Below are 16,181 nucleotides of genomic sequence, written 5' to 3' on the forward strand. Positions count from 1 at the left end.
GTTCTTGGAGGCTTCCGGTCTCAACGACGTCAGAATTTAGAATAAATTTATGAGACCTTCTTGATTGTCCGAAAGACATTTGTGGGAAGATGAGTTGGTTCGCCGCGGCGCGCACAGGTATCGCGGCTGGAAAGGAAGGAGCCAAGGATGGAAAGCTCGATACCGCAGGTGTTCTTGACCCAACACGCTCACGTCCACGCCGCCACGACGCCGGGGGCGCCGAGCAGACAGGATTCCATCCTGGCGGGACTTACTGACGCCCAGTTGCGCCAGTGTCTCGAGCACCACAATTCCATTGTGTGGCTACTGTGGCACATCGCCCGGGTTGAGGACTTGACGATCAACACCGGCGTGCGCGGTGTACCGGAGGTGATCGACCGTGGGAACTGGCAGGCACGGCTCGGGGTGACACGGCGGGATATAGGTACCGGCATGAGCGCCGAAGAGGTTGCCCAATTCAGCGCCCAAGTCGACGTGGCGGCCGTGCGTGCGTATCGGGCCGCCGTGGCGCAAGAAACACGGTCTGGCTTAACCGCGAGCGACTTTGACGACCTTGACAAACCGGTGGCTGGAGCGGGTCAGCGGGCTCTCGCCTCCGGCCACCTGGGCCCGGGAGCCGAATACGTCGCCGAACTTATGACGACACGACCGCGGTGGTTCCTGCTCTGCGTTGAGGCGATTGGCCACAGCTATGAACACTTGGGTGAAGCGGATCACGTGGCTCGGCTACTCGGTCGCCCCGGGAATTGACGGTGTTGCCCAGCACCCATGGTGCTGGGCGTAAGCTGGCGGAGGGCCGGAAATCTCGAGCACCCGCACCCTCGAGTCTGGCCAAGGCCAGTGTTCTCAGTCCACGCCCAGCGCCCGCACGAATGACCCTCGTTACACGACGTTGCTTGATGGTGTACGTAATGTTCGAGAACTGTGAGAAGGCAGGTCCCGACGGAAGACCCTCGGGCGCGGCGGGCCATGACTGAGAACGGGCATTATGTTATCTACGCCCTCTGTCCCCCTGCGGTATTGGACCAGGGTCCAATGACGCGCGGCGCTACTTCGCTTTCGTGGTCGCCTTGATGCTCTCCAGGTGCTCGTAGACGTGGTCGATCAGGATCTCCTGGATCGCCTGCGCGGCCGTCACAGGCGGCGTCCCGACCAGGAGTGTTCCGCTCCGGTCGAGCTCGGCATCGCTGAGCCCGCGCACCATGGCGACCGCCTGTGCGCCGTTTGTCTGCAGGAGTGCGAGCGTCGCGGCCTTCGTGACGTTGGCGTGCTCCCTGGCGTGCCTCGCATTGCCCTCGTCGATCATTTCCATCGTGAGAGGCGGCACGGGCTGGCCCTTGGCGATCATCTGGACGAACCCGGCCTCCTCCGCATGCGACTCGGCGACGTGATGGGCGACCACGCCGACAGACCACTGCTCGGCTGACGCCACCGTCTTCCACTCGGCATCGCTCAGCCGCTCGACTGCCGCGTTGATCTCGCGACAGGACTGATCGAGCTTGCTGGCCAGCTGTTCGGCTCGTGCTCCCATGGCTGCCTCCTGTGTCTGGTGAACGCCAACGCCCGGTTAATTTCCGACGCGACCGGCCCAGAACGCCATCCCGAGCTCCTCGAAGATCCGCTGCGCCGCCGCGAGCTGCTGCGCGGCCGTCGCCTTCTCACCGAGACGCGCCGCGATCCTTCCGAGAGCGGCGTGGCAGTGGCCGATCTCGGGGGGCACTCCGATCTCGACCGCCACCGCGAGGGCCTCCTCGGCGCGCTGCCGGGCCACGGCCTCCTCGCCCTCACCGACCAGAACCTCTGCCTCCAGCCGCAGGAGCGGGGCGCGATAGCCGCGCGCGTCGCGCGCGGCGACCTCCGCCAGGCCCCGCACGATATGCTGCCGCGCCTCGGCGGGCCGACCGGCGGCGAGATACGCGGCCGCCGTCACCGTCCCGTAGCGCGTCCACTGCAGCAGTGCGCCCGCCGGCCGTTCGAGTCCTCGCGCGAGGCATTCGAGGCCGCGGGCGTGATTGCCGGTGAGGAGTGCGGCCCAGGCGAGATAAACCGCGTTGGCGCAGATGCCATGGACGAGGTCGTGCTCCTGGGCGATCGCGAGGCCGCGCTCGAGGACCGGGATCGCGTTCTCCACGTCGCCCCGCATGATGTGCACGTAACCCAGGAAGGCATTCGCGATCGAGAGACTGGAGACGTGATGGATTTCCATGGCCATCCGGAGGGCCTCGGTGGCTGACGCGAGCGCGGTGTCGAAGCGTCCGAGCGCGGCGTGCGCCTCCGACCGCCACCCGCAAAGGCTCACGTAGATCGGGTAGACGAGACCCGGCTCCCTGGCGCCCTCCACGGCGGTCGCGAAGAGCGCGATGCCGACATCGAACTCCTCGACCGCCTCCTCGACGCGCCCGAGGTCCCGACAGGCCACCGCCTCGATGAACCGCGCGTAGCTCCGGGTCCTGAGATCCGACGCGTCGGCACAGGTGGCCGCCTCCCGGGCGCGATCGATGGCCGACTGCAGCGTGCCGGGAATGTTCCCCGTGAAGGCGATCGCTTGCGCCTGGCGGACCTGCACGCGGGCGAGCCGTGGACCGTCCCCCAAGGCGCGCGCGAGGGCTTCCACCTTGGTGCCGAGCTCGCCGAGCCCGTCAAGTCGGCTCGCCGAGATCCGGGTGGACCACAGATCGAGATAGGCGTCGAGCTCGAGGCCACGGTCCGCCGCCTCGCCCAGATGATGGAGCGCGTCGAGACTCGCCTCGTAGAACGTCATCGCCGTCACGTACCGCGCTTCCGCCTGCGCCGTGGCCCCTGCCCGGTAGAGATAGGACGCCGCGGGCGCCCACATCTCGCCCCGCACCGCGTGATGGGCCAGCACCTCGACCTTCTCCGGGGCGTGGTCCGCGACGCGCTGCTCGAGGACGCCGAGGACGCTCGCGTGGAGCCGGCGCCGGCGCTCGCGCAGGACGCCCTGGTACCCCACCTCCAGGGTGAGGGCATGCGCGAACGTGTACTCGAGCTCCGGGAAGAGGTTCGTCTCGAAGAGGAACTCGGCGGCCTGGAGCTGGGCCAGCCCGCGCCGGAGCTCGAGAGCGGGCGTCTCCGCGATGGCCTCGAGAAGGGCGACCGGCACGGTCTTGCCGATGACGGCTGCTGACTGGAGCAGGTGCTTGACCGCGGGCGGAAGCCGGTCGATGCGGGCCGCGAGCACCGCCTGGACGGTGGCGGGGACCTGGATCGTCTCGACCGGCCTGGCGAGTGTGAAGGCGCCCCGGTCCCCGACGATCACGTGCGTCTCGACGAGCGTACGCACGCTCTCCTCGAGGAAGAAGGGATTGCCCTCCGTGCGGTCGATGAGCAAGCGCTTCAGCGCATCGAGCGGGCGAGCCGCGCCGATGAGGGCGTCGAGCAGCGCCGCCGCGCCTTCACCCGTGAGGGGGTCGATCCGGAGCTGCGTGTAATAGCTCTTGCCGCCCCAGCCGTGCTGGTACTCGGGCCGGTAGTTGACGAGCAGGAGGACACGGGCGGTGGGCAGGCTCTCCACCAGACTCTCGAGCAGCGCCTGCGTCTCGTCGTCGATCCAGTGCAGATCCTCGAAGAGGAGCAGGACGGGCTGGACCTGGCTCTCGCGAAGGATGAGGTGCTTGCCGGCGTCGAGGGTCCGCTGCCGGCGCTCGGCGGCCCCGAGCGACTCCCACTGACCGTCGGCGACGGGCACACCGAACAGCGACAGGAACGCGGGCAGCGCGCCACGGAGCTGCTCGTCGAGGGTGAACAGCTTGCCTGTGATCTTTTCCCGGATGGCGCGGGGCTCGTCGCGGTCCTCGACCTTGAAGTACGCGCGGAGCAGATCGATGACCGGAAGATAGGCGGTCGCCTTGCCGTAGGAGACGGAGGCGGATTCCAGGATGAGCCACCCCTCCGTGCGATGCGAGCGGGTGAACTCCCAGTACAGACGCGACTTCCCCACGCCGGGCTCCCCCACCACGGCCACGACCTGCCCGTGCCCGGATCTGGCGCGCCCGAGCGCCCGGTCGAGCTGCTCGAGCTCCGGGTCGCGCCCGACGAAGCGCGTAAGGCCGCGCGCCGCCGCCGCGTGCAGACGAGACCGGATCGGCGAGGCGCCCGTCACCTCGTACACCTCGAGGGGCACCTCCAGGCCCTTGACCGACCGCGGCCCGAGTGACCGGGTGAGGACGTAGCCCTCGACCAGCCTCAGCGTCTCCGACGGCACGAGGATCGATCCCGGCATGGCCATCTGCTCCATGCGGGCGGCGAGGTGGGTGGTCTGCCCGACAGCCGTGTAGTCCATGTGGAGGTCGTTCCCGATGGAGCGCACCACCACCTCGCCCGAGTTGAGGCCGACACGGATGTGGATCGGGAGCCCGCGGTCGCGGTGCAGCTCCTCGGCGTACGCCTTCACCGTTTCCTGCATCCGGAGCGCCGCGTAACACGCGCGCACGGCATGGTCCTCGTGAGCGAGAGGCGCGCCGAAGAGCGCCATGATGCCATCACCCATCACCTGGTTCACCGTGCCCTCGTAGCGGTGCACCGCTTCCATCATCCGCTCGAGCACCGGGTCCAGGAGCTTGCGGGCGTCCTCGGGATCGCCGTCGGCCAGGAGCTCCATTGAGCCCTTGAGGTCGGCGAACAAGACGGTGACCTGCTTCCGCTCACCCTCGAGGGCGGCCTTCGAGCTGATGATCTTCTCGGCGAGGTGTTTCGGGGTGTACGCGGTTGGCGAGGTGAACCGAGGCTGACCGGCCGCGGCGACCGGCCGGCCACACTCGGCGCAGAACTTGGCGGCCGGCGAGATCTCGGTGCCGCAGCCGGCGCACCGGGTGGCGAGCGCGCTCCCGCATTCCTCGCAGAACTTCGCGTTGGGCGGGCTGTCGTGCTGACATCGGGAGCACTTCATCCGCGCTGCGCCTCCCTCAGGCTGACCGGACACCCGAAACGTGCCTTAGGCTAGCATCGCGGTGAAGCCCTTGACAAGCTGGCACGACGAGCAGAAAGTCATGCAACCCAGACCGATTCAGATAAGGGAGGTATCCCCATGGCCGATCCCATTGCAACGCAGGGTGTCCACCACCTCCGGCTCACGGTCAGCAACGTCGACCGGACCGTCACGTTTTTCACCGAGGTCCTGGGCTTCAAGAAGCTCATGGATCTTACTCCGGGAGCCTACCTGAGCAACGGCCGGATGGGGCTGGGCATCGGTCCTCACCCCGAACCCGCCCGCGCCATCAAGGGCGACCGCTTCGACGAAAACCGGATCGGCCTCGATCACCTGAGCTTCGGGGTGGCGAGCCGGGCCGACCTCGAGCACGCCGTGCGCGTGCTCGATCAGCGGGGCGTGGCCCACTCAGAGATCCGGGATCTCGGGCCGGCCTTCGGGATCTACGTCCTCATCTTCCGCGACCCTGACAATATCCAGCTCGAGCTCAGCGCTCCGCACGCCGCCTGAGCTTCGCCCAGCGCGCCAAGGCCGCTGCAATTGCGTCCAGCTGCCAGCGCAGGGAGTCCTCTCGCCTAGGCGGCACTGCTCTCCAAGACAGAGGCCGATGCCCTTGAGATCCCGCCCGTGCAGCGCGTTGAGGGCGGCGTCGCAGGACATCGTCAGGCTGTCCTCGCGTAGTTGGCGACGGCGCGCTCGCCGGCCCCGTCGCCACCCCAGACCGCGCCCAGCGCCTTGCCCGAGAGCCGCTACGGCGGCACGTGCCCGCCGACCGACAAAATGCCGATCATGGGGACAAGATCAAGATGCCGATCATGTGAACTCGCCCAGGAAGTACCGGCGCGGATCGAATAGACGGATCAGCCCCAGCTCGTCCGACGTCGGCGGCTCGAAGCGCCTGAGCCCGGGCGCCACGGCGAGATCCCAGCCACAGGCCGCGCGCGCCGCCTCGACCGCCTGCGCCTCGGGGCGGTTGCCGAAGACGCCGGTGAGCCTGAGCGCGCCGTCCTCGTGCACTTTCTCGTAGACGCCGAGATCGGAGACGACCGTGCGCACCGTGCGGCCGGGCGCCGTGATGTACGGCACCTTGTCCACGAAGCGCTGCGACGACTGCGGCAGGGACACGACCACCTCCCTCGCCGAGGAAGTGATGTCGTTGGCGCCGCCCGAGCCGGTGACGTACGTCTTCCCAGGGATGATGGTCGAGTTGATGTTGCCGTACTTGTCGATCTGGCCGGCGGCGAGCGAGCCGAGACACGCGTTGTGGCGCCCGCCCATGAAGATGCCCATGACGTGGAGGATGTCCGTCAGCATCTTGCACGTGGGAAAATTGCGGAAGGAGAAGACGAAGGGTTCGGCGGGGCGCGGCAGGTAGCCAACCATGCCCGTCTCGGCCATGATCTCGACGTCCACGCCCGACTGCTTGAGCTCATAGGCGGCGAGCCACGCGGCAAGGTTGGAGTTGCCGACACCGGCGAGGAAGCTCTTGTAGCCGTGCGCGCGCACCTTTTCGCCGAGCAGCCGGGCCGCCGTCACCACCATCCACTCGGCCGGCGAGGCCGGCGCGCCCGGCGCCGGCAGCGTCGAGGACAGCGACTCGAGCTCGGAGACCCACGCGTCGGCATGCGCCCGCCCCTTGGTCCCCATGATCCGGGCATAGCCGAGCTTGGCGAGATAGGCCTGCTGGTCCGGCACCTCGAGGATCCACTCCTTGATCCACGCGTCCGCGGTCTCGGGCTTCCGGAAGGCGCGGCGGCACTCGAGGATCCACTCGAGGTCCTCGGCATAGCCCTCGAGCTCGGGCACGCCCATAGCATACATGCCGCCCGGATGGCAGCCCTGCGGCGCCTCGACCACGGCCCGAACGTACTGAGCCGGCAGCTTGACCAGATTCGAATGGCGCCGGATGAAATCCGTCGAGACGATGCGCTCGACCGTGACGATGGCACCGCGTCCGGCGGCCATGGCGCCGTAGAGGTTCTCGTTGAGCGGCGCCGCCGTGAGCACATTGCCCGCGCGATCAGCCACCCATCCATGAACGAGCGCCACGTCGGGCACCAGCGCCCGGACATAGCCCACGCGCCCTTCGCCGCCGAACGGGTCGGCGGCGGCGATGAAGTCGCCGGCGCGCGCGTTGTCCTCCTCCATGGAGGAGCCGAGCAGCGACTTCGTCGTGAGGAATGGCACACCCATGGCGCCGGCAAGAAGCCGGAGCGGCAGGGTCAGCATGGACCAGTTCTGGACCTCGAGCCGCCCCTCGAGCACCGCCCGCGAGATCAGGGCCTGCGGTGTCGGGAAGGGATAGCCCTCGCCCATGAACGTCGTGATGACGCGGCGGACGAGGCCGCCGTGGATGAGAGCGGTCCATGGAGACCCGATGCCGATGGCCGCCAGCGTGAAGTCCGGGCGCTTGCCCCACCACTGGCGCGTGATCTCTCTGACCAGGACATTGGCGCGGCCGTGGGCGGCGCCGAAATAGAGCGTGTCGCCGGCCTTGACGTGGCGACGCACGGCTTCTTCGAGGGTCGCGGTCTTGTCCGGTCCCTCGTGAAGCGGCAGCTCGAGGCGCCGCCTGATCACGTCGTGGTAGGCGGCGTCCATCGTGCTACTCGAGGCTCTCGGCGAGGATCTCGGCGATGTCCCGGGTCTTGATCTTGTCGGCAACCTCCTTGCCCTTCACCCCGTCCTCGAACATGGTCAGGCAGAAGGGGCATGCCGACGCCAGGATGTCGGGATTCACCTCCATGGCCTGCTCCACGCGCACCTGGCTCACGCGGCGGCCCTCGTTCTCCTCGAGCCAGACGCGGCCGCCCCCGCCGCCGCAGCAGAACCCCTTTTCCCGGTGGAGGTGCATCTCGATCAGCTCGCTCCTGCAGATGGAGCGGAGCACGCGCCGTGGCTCGTCGTACACGTCGTTGTAGCGGCCCAGGTAGCACGGGTCGTGATAGCTGATCCGTTCATCCCGCTCGCGCGAGACGCGGAGCCGGCCCGATTGAATCAGCTCGTCCAGCAGCTGGCTGTGGTGGATGACCTTGAAGTGGCCATCGAAGTTCGGGTACTCGCTCCGGATGGTGTTGAAGCAGTGGGGGCACGCGGTGATGATCTTCTGGAACCGGTAGCGCTTCAGGGTCTCGATGTTCCCTTGGGCCAGGGTCTGGAACAGGTACTCGTGCCCCAGGCGACGGGCCGGCTCGCCCGTGCACTTCTCCTCGTTGCCCAGGATGGCGAAATCCACTCCGGCGGATTGCAGGAGCTTCACGAACGCCCGCGCGACCTTCTTGTTGCGCTCGTCGAAAGACCCGTAGCAGCCGACCCAGTAGAGGTACTCGGCTTGGCTCACGTCGCTCATGACCTTGACGCCCAGGTCCTTCGCCCAGTCGGCCCGCGTCTGCCACGACATCTGCCACGGGTTCCCGTTGGTCTCGAGGTTGCGGAACGTGGGCTGCAGCTCCGCCGGAAACCTCGACTCGGTCAGCACAAGCCACCGGCGCATGTCCACGATCTTCGGCACGTGCTCGATGAACACGGGGCACGCGTCCACGCACCAGCGGCAGGTCGTGCAGGCCCAGAGGACGTTGTCCTTGATGACTCCGCCCACCATGGGCACCTCATGGGCCGTCTCGTGCCCGCCGTTTTCGGCCTTGGCGAGCAGCCCTGGGGCGAGCAGCCTCTGGCCGCCTTCCAGGAGGTGTTCCCGGAGGTTGAGGATGAGCCACTTCGGGTCCAGCTCCTTGCCGCTGACGTTGGCAGGACAGCCGGACGTGCACCGCCCGCACTCCGTGCAGTTGTAGAGGTCGAAGAGATCCTTCCAGGTGAACTCCGTCACTGCGCCGACTCCGAAGCTCTCGGCGTTTTCCAGGTCCGCGGTCGGGAACTGGCCCTTCGGGGTCTGCGGCCCGAAGAACACGTTGAGCGGGGCGGCCATGATGTGCAGGTGCTTCGAGTACGGCAGGTACACCAGGAAGCCCAGGAGGAGCACGGCATGGAGCCACCAAGACATGTGGAAGAGCGCCTGCACCGCCCCGTGGGGGAGCCCTGCCGAGACGAGCGCCAACGCCCGGCCGGCGAACTGCCAGCGATCGCTCGGGGCCGGGGCCAGGAGGATCCGGCCGGCATCGGCAGCCAGGTCCGTCACCATGAGACCGAAGATGAGGAGCAGGATCAACAGCGCCTCGGTGGACATCGTCAGGCGGCGCGGCTTGGTCACGAGCCGGCGGAACATCGCATACGCGATGGCCGCGATGACCCCCAGGCTGAAGGCGTCTTGAAGGATCAGGTAGGCCGGGGTGTTCGAAAGGAGCGGGAGGTAGAACGCCTCTGTCACGCCCTTGCCGAAGAACTCGAGCGTGCCGAGGGTCAGGATGCAGAAGCCCCAGAAGATCGTGGCATGCATGAGCCCGGGCCAGAAGTCCCCCCGCAGGAGCCTCGCCTGGCCCAGGACGTTCACGATGACGGAGCCGAGGCGCGCGGGCACGTGGTCGCACCGGGCGGCCGGCTTCCCGGTCAGCATGAGGCGGGTGAGGAAGGTCGCCCGGCGCGCGAAGAGGGCGACGGCAACCACGATCAGCGCGTAGAAAAACACCGCGCCGGGGATGACCCCATACCACTGGTGAGAGGGCGACATCTAGCGAAACCTCCGTTCGGGTAGCAAAACCTCCGCTCGGGTAGCGAAACCTCCGTTCGAGGCGACGGTTGGGCATCATAGTGCGTTGGGGCCCAGGATGTGTCAAGGCTGGTGCAGCAGCCGCGCCAGGATGCGCTCCACGCCGGAGTAGGCGTCCAGCGTACCGCCCGCAACGGCGTCGACGACCGCGATCAGCTCCGGGTCCCGCTCGACCTGAGCCATCACGCGCCCCGCGAATTCCTCGACCAGGAGCGTGCGAAGCTCCGCCCTCCGCCGCGCCTGGCGCCGCTTCTCGAGCGCGCCCGCCTCCTCGAGGACCCGGCGGTGGCGCTTCACCTCCGCCAGCAGCTCGGCGACGCCCACGTCGTTGGTCGCCTGGGCGGCCAGCACGGGGATCTCCCAGTCGATGTCCTTGGCGGCCACGCTGCTCGAGTAGTGGAGGTGGACCGAGAAGCGCAGCTCGCCCATGAGCGCATGCGCTCCGTCGCGATCGGCCTTGTTCACCACGAAGATATCCGCGACCTCCATGAGCCCGGCCTTCATCGCCTGGATGGAGTCGCCGGATTCGGGCACGAGCGTCACAACCGTGGTGTCCGCCTGCCTGATGATGTCGAGCTCCGTCTGCCCGACGCCGACCGTCTCGATGAGGATCCACGGAAAGCCGAAGGCGTCCATGAGCTTGATGACGTCTCCCGTCGCGGCGGCGAGGCCTCCGAGACTGCCGCGGGTGGCCATGCTGCGGATGAAGACGTCGGGATCGAGGGTGTGCGCCTGCATGCGGATGCGGTCGCCGAGGACGGCGCCGCCCGTGAAGGGGCTCGACGGGTCGACGGCAATGACGCCGATGCTGGCGCCTTCCGCGCGGAGCCTGGCCGTGAGCCGGTCAACGAGCGTGGACTTGCCCGCGCCCGGAGGCCCGGTGACACCCAGCAGGTGCGCGCGGCCCAGGCGCGGCTGGACGGAGCGCATGATCTCGGCCACGCCGGGCATGCGGTTCTCGACGCGGGTGATGAGGCGGGCCAGCGCGAGACGGTCGCCCGCCAACATACGCTCGACGAGCTTCTGCTGAGGAGCGGGCTCGGGGGGAAGCACCCGGCGATTCTAGCAGATTTGGGGCGGCGCCCCAGAGACGCGGCAAGCCTCTCCGGGGCGCCGCTACGGCTACTGCTTGACGAAGGTCAGGTCGGTCTCGAGCTGGATCTCGTTCGACAGCTTGAGGAACATCAACTGCGGGATGGTGATGCCGTGGTTGCTGAAGGTCGTGCCGAATCGGACGCGCGCCTTGACATTGTCGCTGGTGAAGCCGAACCGCTTCTGAGCCTCGACCTGCGCGGGCGTGAGCCTGATATAGGTCACGCGGGCATCGGCCACGGTCTCGAAGGGCTTCTGCTTGATCGTGAGAATGCCCCGGACCTTGGCCAGAATCTCCTTGCCCGGCTCGAGCGGCCCCTCGATGTCGATGCTCTTGATCTCGAAGACGGCGAACCTGTTCGCCTCATTGGCCGTGTCGAGGTACTGCGGCTGCTGCATGTCCGCATCACGCTTGGCCAGACCGCTGGTGAGCGTGGTCAGGTCCACCTTGATCACGCCCGTGCCGCCTGCGGGCTTGAGCGGATCCACGGTGAGGGTGCCCGTCACCGCGGGCCCCGCCGTAGTACCCACGATCGTCTCGAGCGGCGCGTCCGTCTTGAACGTGGCGCGCGAATAGTTCGACAGCATCTTGAGATTGATCGGCTCCGCCGATGCCCAGGCCGGCAGGGCCACGGCCAGGGCAAGCACAGCCACGATGAGTCGTCGGATCATCGGTCTTTTCCTCCAGGGGGTTACGTAGCCCCGCGCGGAAGTCGCGCGTCGCGGGAATAACTCAGGAGCCCGTGCTCTGGTTCCCAGCCACGGCCTGGGCGGCATCGCCGCCCAGCCGCGCCTCCATGACGAGGGCATCCTCGCCTGTGTCGAAATAATAACCCATGCGTCTACCGATGACCTGGAACCCCAGGCTCTCGTAGAGCGCCAGCGCCCGCGTGTTGCTCGGACGCACCTCGAGGAACGCCAGGGCCACGCCGCGCGCGATCCCCTCAGCCAGCGCGCCGGCGAGCAGCCGACGACCGACCGCGCGCCGCCGCCACTCGGGCTGCACGGCCAGGTTGGTGATGTGGATCTCGTGGCCGATTTCCCACAGGCACAGGTAGCCGACAATCCCGCGCCGGCCGCGCAGCACCGTGCAGCGGGCGACCTTGTTCTGCTCGATCTCGTAGCAGAAGGCCGCGCGGGTCCATGGAGTCGGGAAGGACGCGCGCTCGATGTCGAGCACCTGGTCGAGATCGCTCACGGCCATCGGGGCCGCAGTCAGCTCCTGGTCCACGCCGCTCAGCCCCGCCGCGCCTTGAGCTCGGCCTCCGACGGGCGGAGATAGAGCGGCGCCAGCGCCTCGGCGCTCACGCCGCCGCCCGCGACGAGCGCAGCGCGCCCGAGTACGGCCACGGCGGCCGCCGAGGGCAATCGCTGGGCGGCCGGAGTGACCCGAGCGCCCTCGCCCAGCCGATGGAGCCAGGGGCGGCAGGCCTCGATCCCGTCGCCCAGCAGGATAATCGGCGCCTCGAGCCGCGCCGCCGCCGACTCCGGCGGCAGCGCCAGGTAGTCCCACTGCCGCTCCATCCCGCTCCCGCTCCACCGGTAGAGCGAGAGATAGACCTCTCCCTTGCGCGCATCGAGGATGGGGCAGACGGGAGCATCCGCGAAGGGTAGACGGGCGGCGAGCGCGTCGAGCGTCGGCACGGGGGCCACCGGCAGGTCGAGCGCCATGGCAAGCGCCTTGACGGTCGCCAAGCCCACGCGGAGCCCCGTGAAGGAGCCCGGCCCCACGGAGACGGCGAGACCGTCCAGATCCGCCGGAGCGAGGCCGCAGTCGGTGAGCAGGCGGTCCACCGCGGACATGAGGCGCTCCGAGTGCGTGATGGCGATGTTCAGCGTGATCTCGCCGAGCAGGCGGTCGTCGTCCAGCAGCGCGACTCCGCCCGACAGCGTGGCGCTCTCGACGGCGAGCAGCTTCATAATCCGCAAAGTTTACCACGCGCCTCTCCGGGGCATCTTTGGCATTGACAAGGCCGCGCCCCGGCCGTCATCCTAAGCCTCCATGACCCCGCCGACCCCGAAGGAAAACGCCCGCATGGACGCCGAAGTACGCGAGAAGATCCACCTGGAAATCCTCAAGCGCACCGGCGCCTACCACGCCAACGACCACATCCTCCTGCCGTCGGGGCAGCACACGAGCGAGTACATCGAAAAGACTCTGGTCACCACGGAGGCCTCCTTCACCGAAGGGCTGGGCGCCGTCATCGCCAAGCATTTCGCCCCGTGGCCTATCGACGTGGTGCTCTCGACCGGCCCCGGCGCGCTCATCCTCTCCCACTGCGTGGCGCGCGCCCACCCGTCGCGCCCCACCCTCATGTACGGCACCAAGGGCGTGAGCGCGGGGAAGCGCAAGGTGACGCTGCCTGCGGAGTTCCACCGGCTGATCCGCCCCGCCACCAAGGTGCTGATCGTGGAAGACCTCGTCAGCTCCGGCACCACGGTCAAGCTCTTGAGCGATCTCGTCGAGGAGCTGGGAGGGCAGGTCATCGGCATCGGCGCCCTCTGGCGCCGCACGAAGAAGGCCGAGGTCGCGGGCAAGGAGATCTTCAGCCTCGTGAGCCGCGACTTCCCGACGTATCCGCCCGAGCAGTGCCCGATGTGCAAGAAGGGGATGGCGCTCAACCAGGAATTCGTCCGCCGTCGCGAGCACCGCAAGCCCTCCTCGGTGCGCGAGCCGAGCTAGGGCTCCGTCGGTGGCGCCGCGGCCCTCCAACCCCGCCCCCAAGATATGGGGTCCGATCGCCTTCTCGACACCGTATCGTGTATTTTCCCCTTGACACTCCTTGGGGCCTGCCCGTAGAGTCACGACAAGACCGACCTAACCGCGGGACGCGCGGGTGCGGGAGGGGGTGACACGATGGCGAAAAAGAAGAAGGCAGCCAAGAAGAAGAAGAGGTAAGGCGCCCGTTCTGGCGCTCGGCCCTGTCGGCCCCATCCCGGCAGGGCCGAACCATCTCCGGCGCCTCACGCGCACGACACTCCGATGAGCCACCGAGACGCGTACATCCTGCTCTCACTGGTCGCCCTCCTTTGGGCCGGCAACTACCCCGTGAGCAAGATCGGTCTCGCCGAGCTGGGCCCGATCACGCTGACGACCGCGCGCGCCGTGCTCGTGACACCCGTGCTCCTCCTCTTAGCAAGGCTTCTGCAGGGCCCCCTGCCGACCTTGAGGCGCAGCGACTACACGACCTTCATCGTCCTCTCCCTGACCGGGCTCGTGGGCAACACGACGATCTGGTTCTGGGGGATGAAGTACACGAGCCCGATCAACGCGGGCATCCTGGGGGCGGCGGCTCCCGCCGTCGTCGCCGTGATCGGCGCGCTCTGGCTCGGCGATCGGATGTCGCGGGCGGGCATGGCGGGCATTGCGCTGACCGTGGCTGCCGTGGTCCTGACCATCTCTCACGGCTCGATCCAGACGCTGCAAACCCTTTCCTTCAACCACGGCGACCTGCTGATCCTGACCTCCGAGATCGGCTGGGTCACCTACGCGCTCTACAGCCGGGCGACGACGACTCAGCTGGCGCCCGTGACCATCATGGCCGGGGCCCACGTGGTCTCCTCCGTGCTGCTGCTGCCCCTGGCGCTGGCCGTCGAGGGATGGACTCCGCTCACGCGCGCCGGCTGGGCCGGCTGGGGCGTGGTCCTCTACGGCGCCTTCCCGGTGACGCTCGGGCACCTCTGGTTCTACCAGGGCATCCGCACGGTGGGGGCAGGGCGGGCGGCGGTCTTCACCAATCTCATCCCATTCCTGGTGATCGGACTCTCGTGGGGGATCCTCGGCGAGCCCATCCGCTGGTATCACGCCGTCGGCGCCACCGTGGTGATCGCCGGCGTCGTCCTGACGACCCGGCGCTGATCATTGAACCCGGGAAGGACGCGCCTTCGCCTAAGACGGCTTATACTCCAGACGACCGTTGCGCCGTGGTCATCGGGCTCCCCGGTCACGGAGCCGCTCCTTCGCCCAGTCGTGGTGGGAACCCAGGTGCGGCTCCGTGGGTTGGTTTGGCATATCCACGCAACTCCACCTTCATGGTCGAGGAGGTCCCGTATGCGACGTCGCTTCGTCGTCCCCGCTGCGCTCGTGCTGGTGGCCCTGCTGTCAGCCGGGCCCGGGCAGGCCTACAACGGCGGCCCGCTGAGAAACGTGACGGACCTCACCCCGACCTGCGCCGGCTGCCATTCCTCTATGGGCAAGGAGCAGCTGCGCGTCGAGCCTGACGCCTTCGCGGCCAGCATGGTCGTCGAGAACCGCCACTACAAGGCGATCGAAGAGGGAGCCGGGCCGTACAAGGACATGAGCCCAGCCGACCGCCAGAAGCTCCTGGCGGACGTGAAGCTGATGGACCAGAACGCCTCGGCCGCGCTCTCGGCGCCACCCACCCTCAAGCCCGGCCAGGAGGCCCAGATCACCGCGACCGTGCGCGGCGGACACGGCGTGGTCGGCGTCTGGCTGATGGAGAGCGACCTCAGACTGCAGGGACGCCCGGTCAGTGCCGACGGCTGGTTCATCGTCGGCGCGCCCAAGGTGTGGGGCGGCGACGGCAAGGAGCAGGCGAAGTGGGTGGACAGCCGCGGGCCGGGGCTCAAGAAGAATCTCAATTCCGTGCTGATCTTCGACCAGCAGGCGGATCTCGCCGCCAAGAAGTTCCCCGAAGGCAAGGTCACGTGGACCGTGCAGGCGCCTCACGCGCCGGGCACCTACACCCTGGCCGTCGCGTTCCACTACGGCACGGAGAAGGCCTCGTCGGTCGGCACCGTGACAACGGTCGCGGGTGCCATTCTCCCGAGAGGCGGCCCGGGCGGCCCGTCGGGCCACATCCTCTTCTCCAAGCCCATCACCGTCACGGTCCGGTAGGACAAGCCAGGCCCCGCCGGTGCGCCGCCGCACGTTCGGATGGTGCGCCATCGCCCTGGCGGGGCTCGCGTTGATCGCGAGCATCACATTCGCCGGCGTGATCACCAAGGAGCGCGACAACCGCTTCTGCTTTGCCTGCCACCTGCACGAGGAGAAGTTCAAGCGCTTCACCTCGGTCCCCTTCACCGACCTCACCGGCCCGCACCACGCCGAGCGCGTGCGCTGCATCGACTGCCACGGCGGGGCCGACGTGGTGATGCGCCTGCGCGTGTGGTCCCTCGCGGCCATGGATACGGGCAAGTTCCTGGTGGGGAGCTACCGCGAGCCCGACCACATGAGGCTCGCGCTCCGCCCGAAGGAGTGCACCCAGTGCCACACCCCGATCCTCAAGCGACAGCCGGCGCTCACGGCCGAGCAGGAGGAGGCGCTGGAGGGGCGCGCGGGCAACGCGTACCACGCGATTCGGCCCCACGACAGTGTCCGGACAACCTGCGTGCAGTGTCACACCTCGCATACCACGGACGGCGACCCCAAGGCCCAGTTCATCGCCCGAAAGCGCGTGGAGCCGATCTGCCGCGAGTGCCACAAGACCCTCGGCGAGTGAGAGGAGGCCAGCGTGTACC

The 16,181-nt window shown here is 68.1% G+C and carries 14 protein-coding genes; 6 read left to right on the top strand and 8 right to left on the bottom strand.

Annotated features, from left to right (window positions below):
* Nucleotides 1–147: 147 nt before the first annotated feature.
* Complete coding sequence (locus VGV06_11615; GenBank protein HEV2055802.1) at nucleotides 148–750, top strand: DinB family protein; 603 nt, start codon at nucleotides 148–150, stop codon at nucleotides 748–750.
* A 298-nt stretch (nucleotides 751–1,048) separates the two neighbouring features.
* On the opposite strand, the gene VGV06_11620 is transcribed toward VGV06_11615, so the two are convergent.
* Both VGV06_11620 and VGV06_11625 read right to left on the bottom strand, forming a co-directional pair.
* A complete protein-coding gene (locus VGV06_11620) occupies nucleotides 1,049–1,531 on the bottom strand; it encodes a DinB family protein (GenBank protein HEV2055803.1) in 483 nt (160 codons plus the stop codon).
* Between the two features lie 36 nt (nucleotides 1,532–1,567).
* A complete protein-coding gene (locus VGV06_11625) occupies nucleotides 1,568–4,906 on the bottom strand; it encodes an adenylate/guanylate cyclase domain-containing protein (protein ID HEV2055804.1) in 3,339 nt (1,112 codons plus the stop codon).
* 138 nt (nucleotides 4,907–5,044) lie between these two features.
* Here VGV06_11625 and VGV06_11630 point away from each other — a divergent pair, with 138 nt between their 5' ends.
* Nucleotides 5,045–5,455 (top strand): VOC family protein, encoded by a 411-nt coding sequence (locus tag VGV06_11630; protein ID HEV2055805.1) that lies wholly within the window; start codon nucleotides 5,045–5,047, stop codon nucleotides 5,453–5,455.
* Between the two features lie 303 nt (nucleotides 5,456–5,758).
* On the opposite strand, the gene VGV06_11635 is transcribed toward VGV06_11630, so the two are convergent.
* From VGV06_11635 to tsaB, 6 genes are all read right to left on the bottom strand, one after another.
* Entirely contained in the window at nucleotides 5,759–7,546 is a 1,788-nt protein-coding gene (locus VGV06_11635) for a CoA-transferase (GenBank protein ID HEV2055806.1), read from the bottom strand.
* Nucleotides 7,547–7,550: 4 nt separating this feature from the next.
* On the bottom strand, nucleotides 7,551–9,569 hold the full coding sequence (locus tag VGV06_11640) for a (Fe-S)-binding protein (protein HEV2055807.1): 2,019 nt from the start codon (nucleotides 9,567–9,569) through the stop codon (nucleotides 7,551–7,553).
* 102 nt (nucleotides 9,570–9,671) lie between these two features.
* Nucleotides 9,672–10,661 carry a methylmalonyl Co-A mutase-associated GTPase MeaB gene (gene meaB, locus VGV06_11645; GenBank protein HEV2055808.1) on the bottom strand — a complete coding sequence of 330 codons (990 nt, stop codon included), beginning with the start codon at nucleotides 10,659–10,661 and terminating at the stop codon, nucleotides 9,672–9,674.
* Between the two features lie 69 nt (nucleotides 10,662–10,730).
* Nucleotides 10,731–11,372 (bottom strand): YceI family protein, encoded by a 642-nt coding sequence (locus tag VGV06_11650; GenBank protein ID HEV2055809.1) that lies wholly within the window; start codon nucleotides 11,370–11,372, stop codon nucleotides 10,731–10,733.
* Nucleotides 11,373–11,433: 61 nt separating this feature from the next.
* Entirely contained in the window at nucleotides 11,434–11,904 is a 471-nt protein-coding gene (gene rimI, locus VGV06_11655; GenBank protein ID HEV2055810.1) for a ribosomal protein S18-alanine N-acetyltransferase, read from the bottom strand.
* 32 nt (nucleotides 11,905–11,936) lie between these two features.
* Nucleotides 11,937–12,620 (bottom strand): tRNA (adenosine(37)-N6)-threonylcarbamoyltransferase complex dimerization subunit type 1 TsaB, encoded by a 684-nt coding sequence (tsaB, locus tag VGV06_11660; protein HEV2055811.1) that lies wholly within the window; start codon nucleotides 12,618–12,620, stop codon nucleotides 11,937–11,939.
* 115 nt (nucleotides 12,621–12,735) lie between these two features.
* Between tsaB and VGV06_11665 the strand changes: the two genes are divergently transcribed.
* The 4 genes from VGV06_11665 (at nucleotide 12,736) to VGV06_11680 (ending at nucleotide 16,162) form a co-directional block, all read left to right on the top strand.
* The gene (locus tag VGV06_11665) at nucleotides 12,736–13,383 is read left to right on the top strand and encodes a phosphoribosyltransferase family protein (protein ID HEV2055812.1); all 648 of its coding nucleotides are present in this window, start codon (nucleotides 12,736–12,738) and stop codon (nucleotides 13,381–13,383) included.
* A 300-nt stretch (nucleotides 13,384–13,683) separates the two neighbouring features.
* Nucleotides 13,684–14,559, top strand: a complete 876-nt coding sequence (locus tag VGV06_11670; protein HEV2055813.1) for a DMT family transporter — start codon at nucleotides 13,684–13,686, stop codon at nucleotides 14,557–14,559.
* Between the two features lie 192 nt (nucleotides 14,560–14,751).
* Nucleotides 14,752–15,558 (top strand): hypothetical protein, encoded by an 807-nt coding sequence (locus VGV06_11675; protein ID HEV2055814.1) that lies wholly within the window; start codon nucleotides 14,752–14,754, stop codon nucleotides 15,556–15,558.
* A 19-nt stretch (nucleotides 15,559–15,577) separates the two neighbouring features.
* Nucleotides 15,578–16,162 (top strand): cytochrome c3 family protein, encoded by a 585-nt coding sequence (locus VGV06_11680; protein HEV2055815.1) that lies wholly within the window; start codon nucleotides 15,578–15,580, stop codon nucleotides 16,160–16,162.
* Nucleotides 16,163–16,181 lie beyond the last annotated feature (19 nt).

It is taken from the genome of Candidatus Methylomirabilota bacterium (genome assembly GCA_035936835.1).
Taxonomy (GTDB): domain Bacteria; phylum Methylomirabilota; class Methylomirabilia; order Rokubacteriales; family CSP1-6; genus AR37.

Coding starts and splice junctions, on each gene's coding strand:
- tsaB (HEV2055811.1), bottom strand. CDS start 12,620: ATGAAGCTGCTCGCCGTCGAGAGCGCCACGCTGTCGGGCGGAGTCGCG.
- VGV06_11635 (HEV2055806.1), bottom strand. CDS start 7,546: ATGGACGCCGCCTACCACGACGTGATCAGGCGGCGCCTCGAGCTGCCG.
- rimI (HEV2055810.1), bottom strand. CDS start 11,904: ATGGCCGTGAGCGATCTCGACCAGGTGCTCGACATCGAGCGCGCGTCC.
- VGV06_11675 (HEV2055814.1), top strand. CDS start 14,752: ATGCGACGTCGCTTCGTCGTCCCCGCTGCGCTCGTGCTGGTGGCCCTG.
- VGV06_11670 (HEV2055813.1), top strand. CDS start 13,684: ATGAGCCACCGAGACGCGTACATCCTGCTCTCACTGGTCGCCCTCCTT.
- VGV06_11650 (HEV2055809.1), bottom strand. CDS start 11,372: ATGATCCGACGACTCATCGTGGCTGTGCTTGCCCTGGCCGTGGCCCTG.
- VGV06_11625 (HEV2055804.1), bottom strand. CDS start 4,906: ATGAAGTGCTCCCGATGTCAGCACGACAGCCCGCCCAACGCGAAGTTC.
- VGV06_11665 (HEV2055812.1), top strand. CDS start 12,736: ATGGACGCCGAAGTACGCGAGAAGATCCACCTGGAAATCCTCAAGCGC.
- VGV06_11630 (HEV2055805.1), top strand. CDS start 5,045: ATGGCCGATCCCATTGCAACGCAGGGTGTCCACCACCTCCGGCTCACG.
- VGV06_11620 (HEV2055803.1), bottom strand. CDS start 1,531: ATGGGAGCACGAGCCGAACAGCTGGCCAGCAAGCTCGATCAGTCCTGT.
- VGV06_11615 (HEV2055802.1), top strand. CDS start 148: ATGGAAAGCTCGATACCGCAGGTGTTCTTGACCCAACACGCTCACGTC.
- VGV06_11640 (HEV2055807.1), bottom strand. CDS start 9,569: ATGTCGCCCTCTCACCAGTGGTATGGGGTCATCCCCGGCGCGGTGTTT.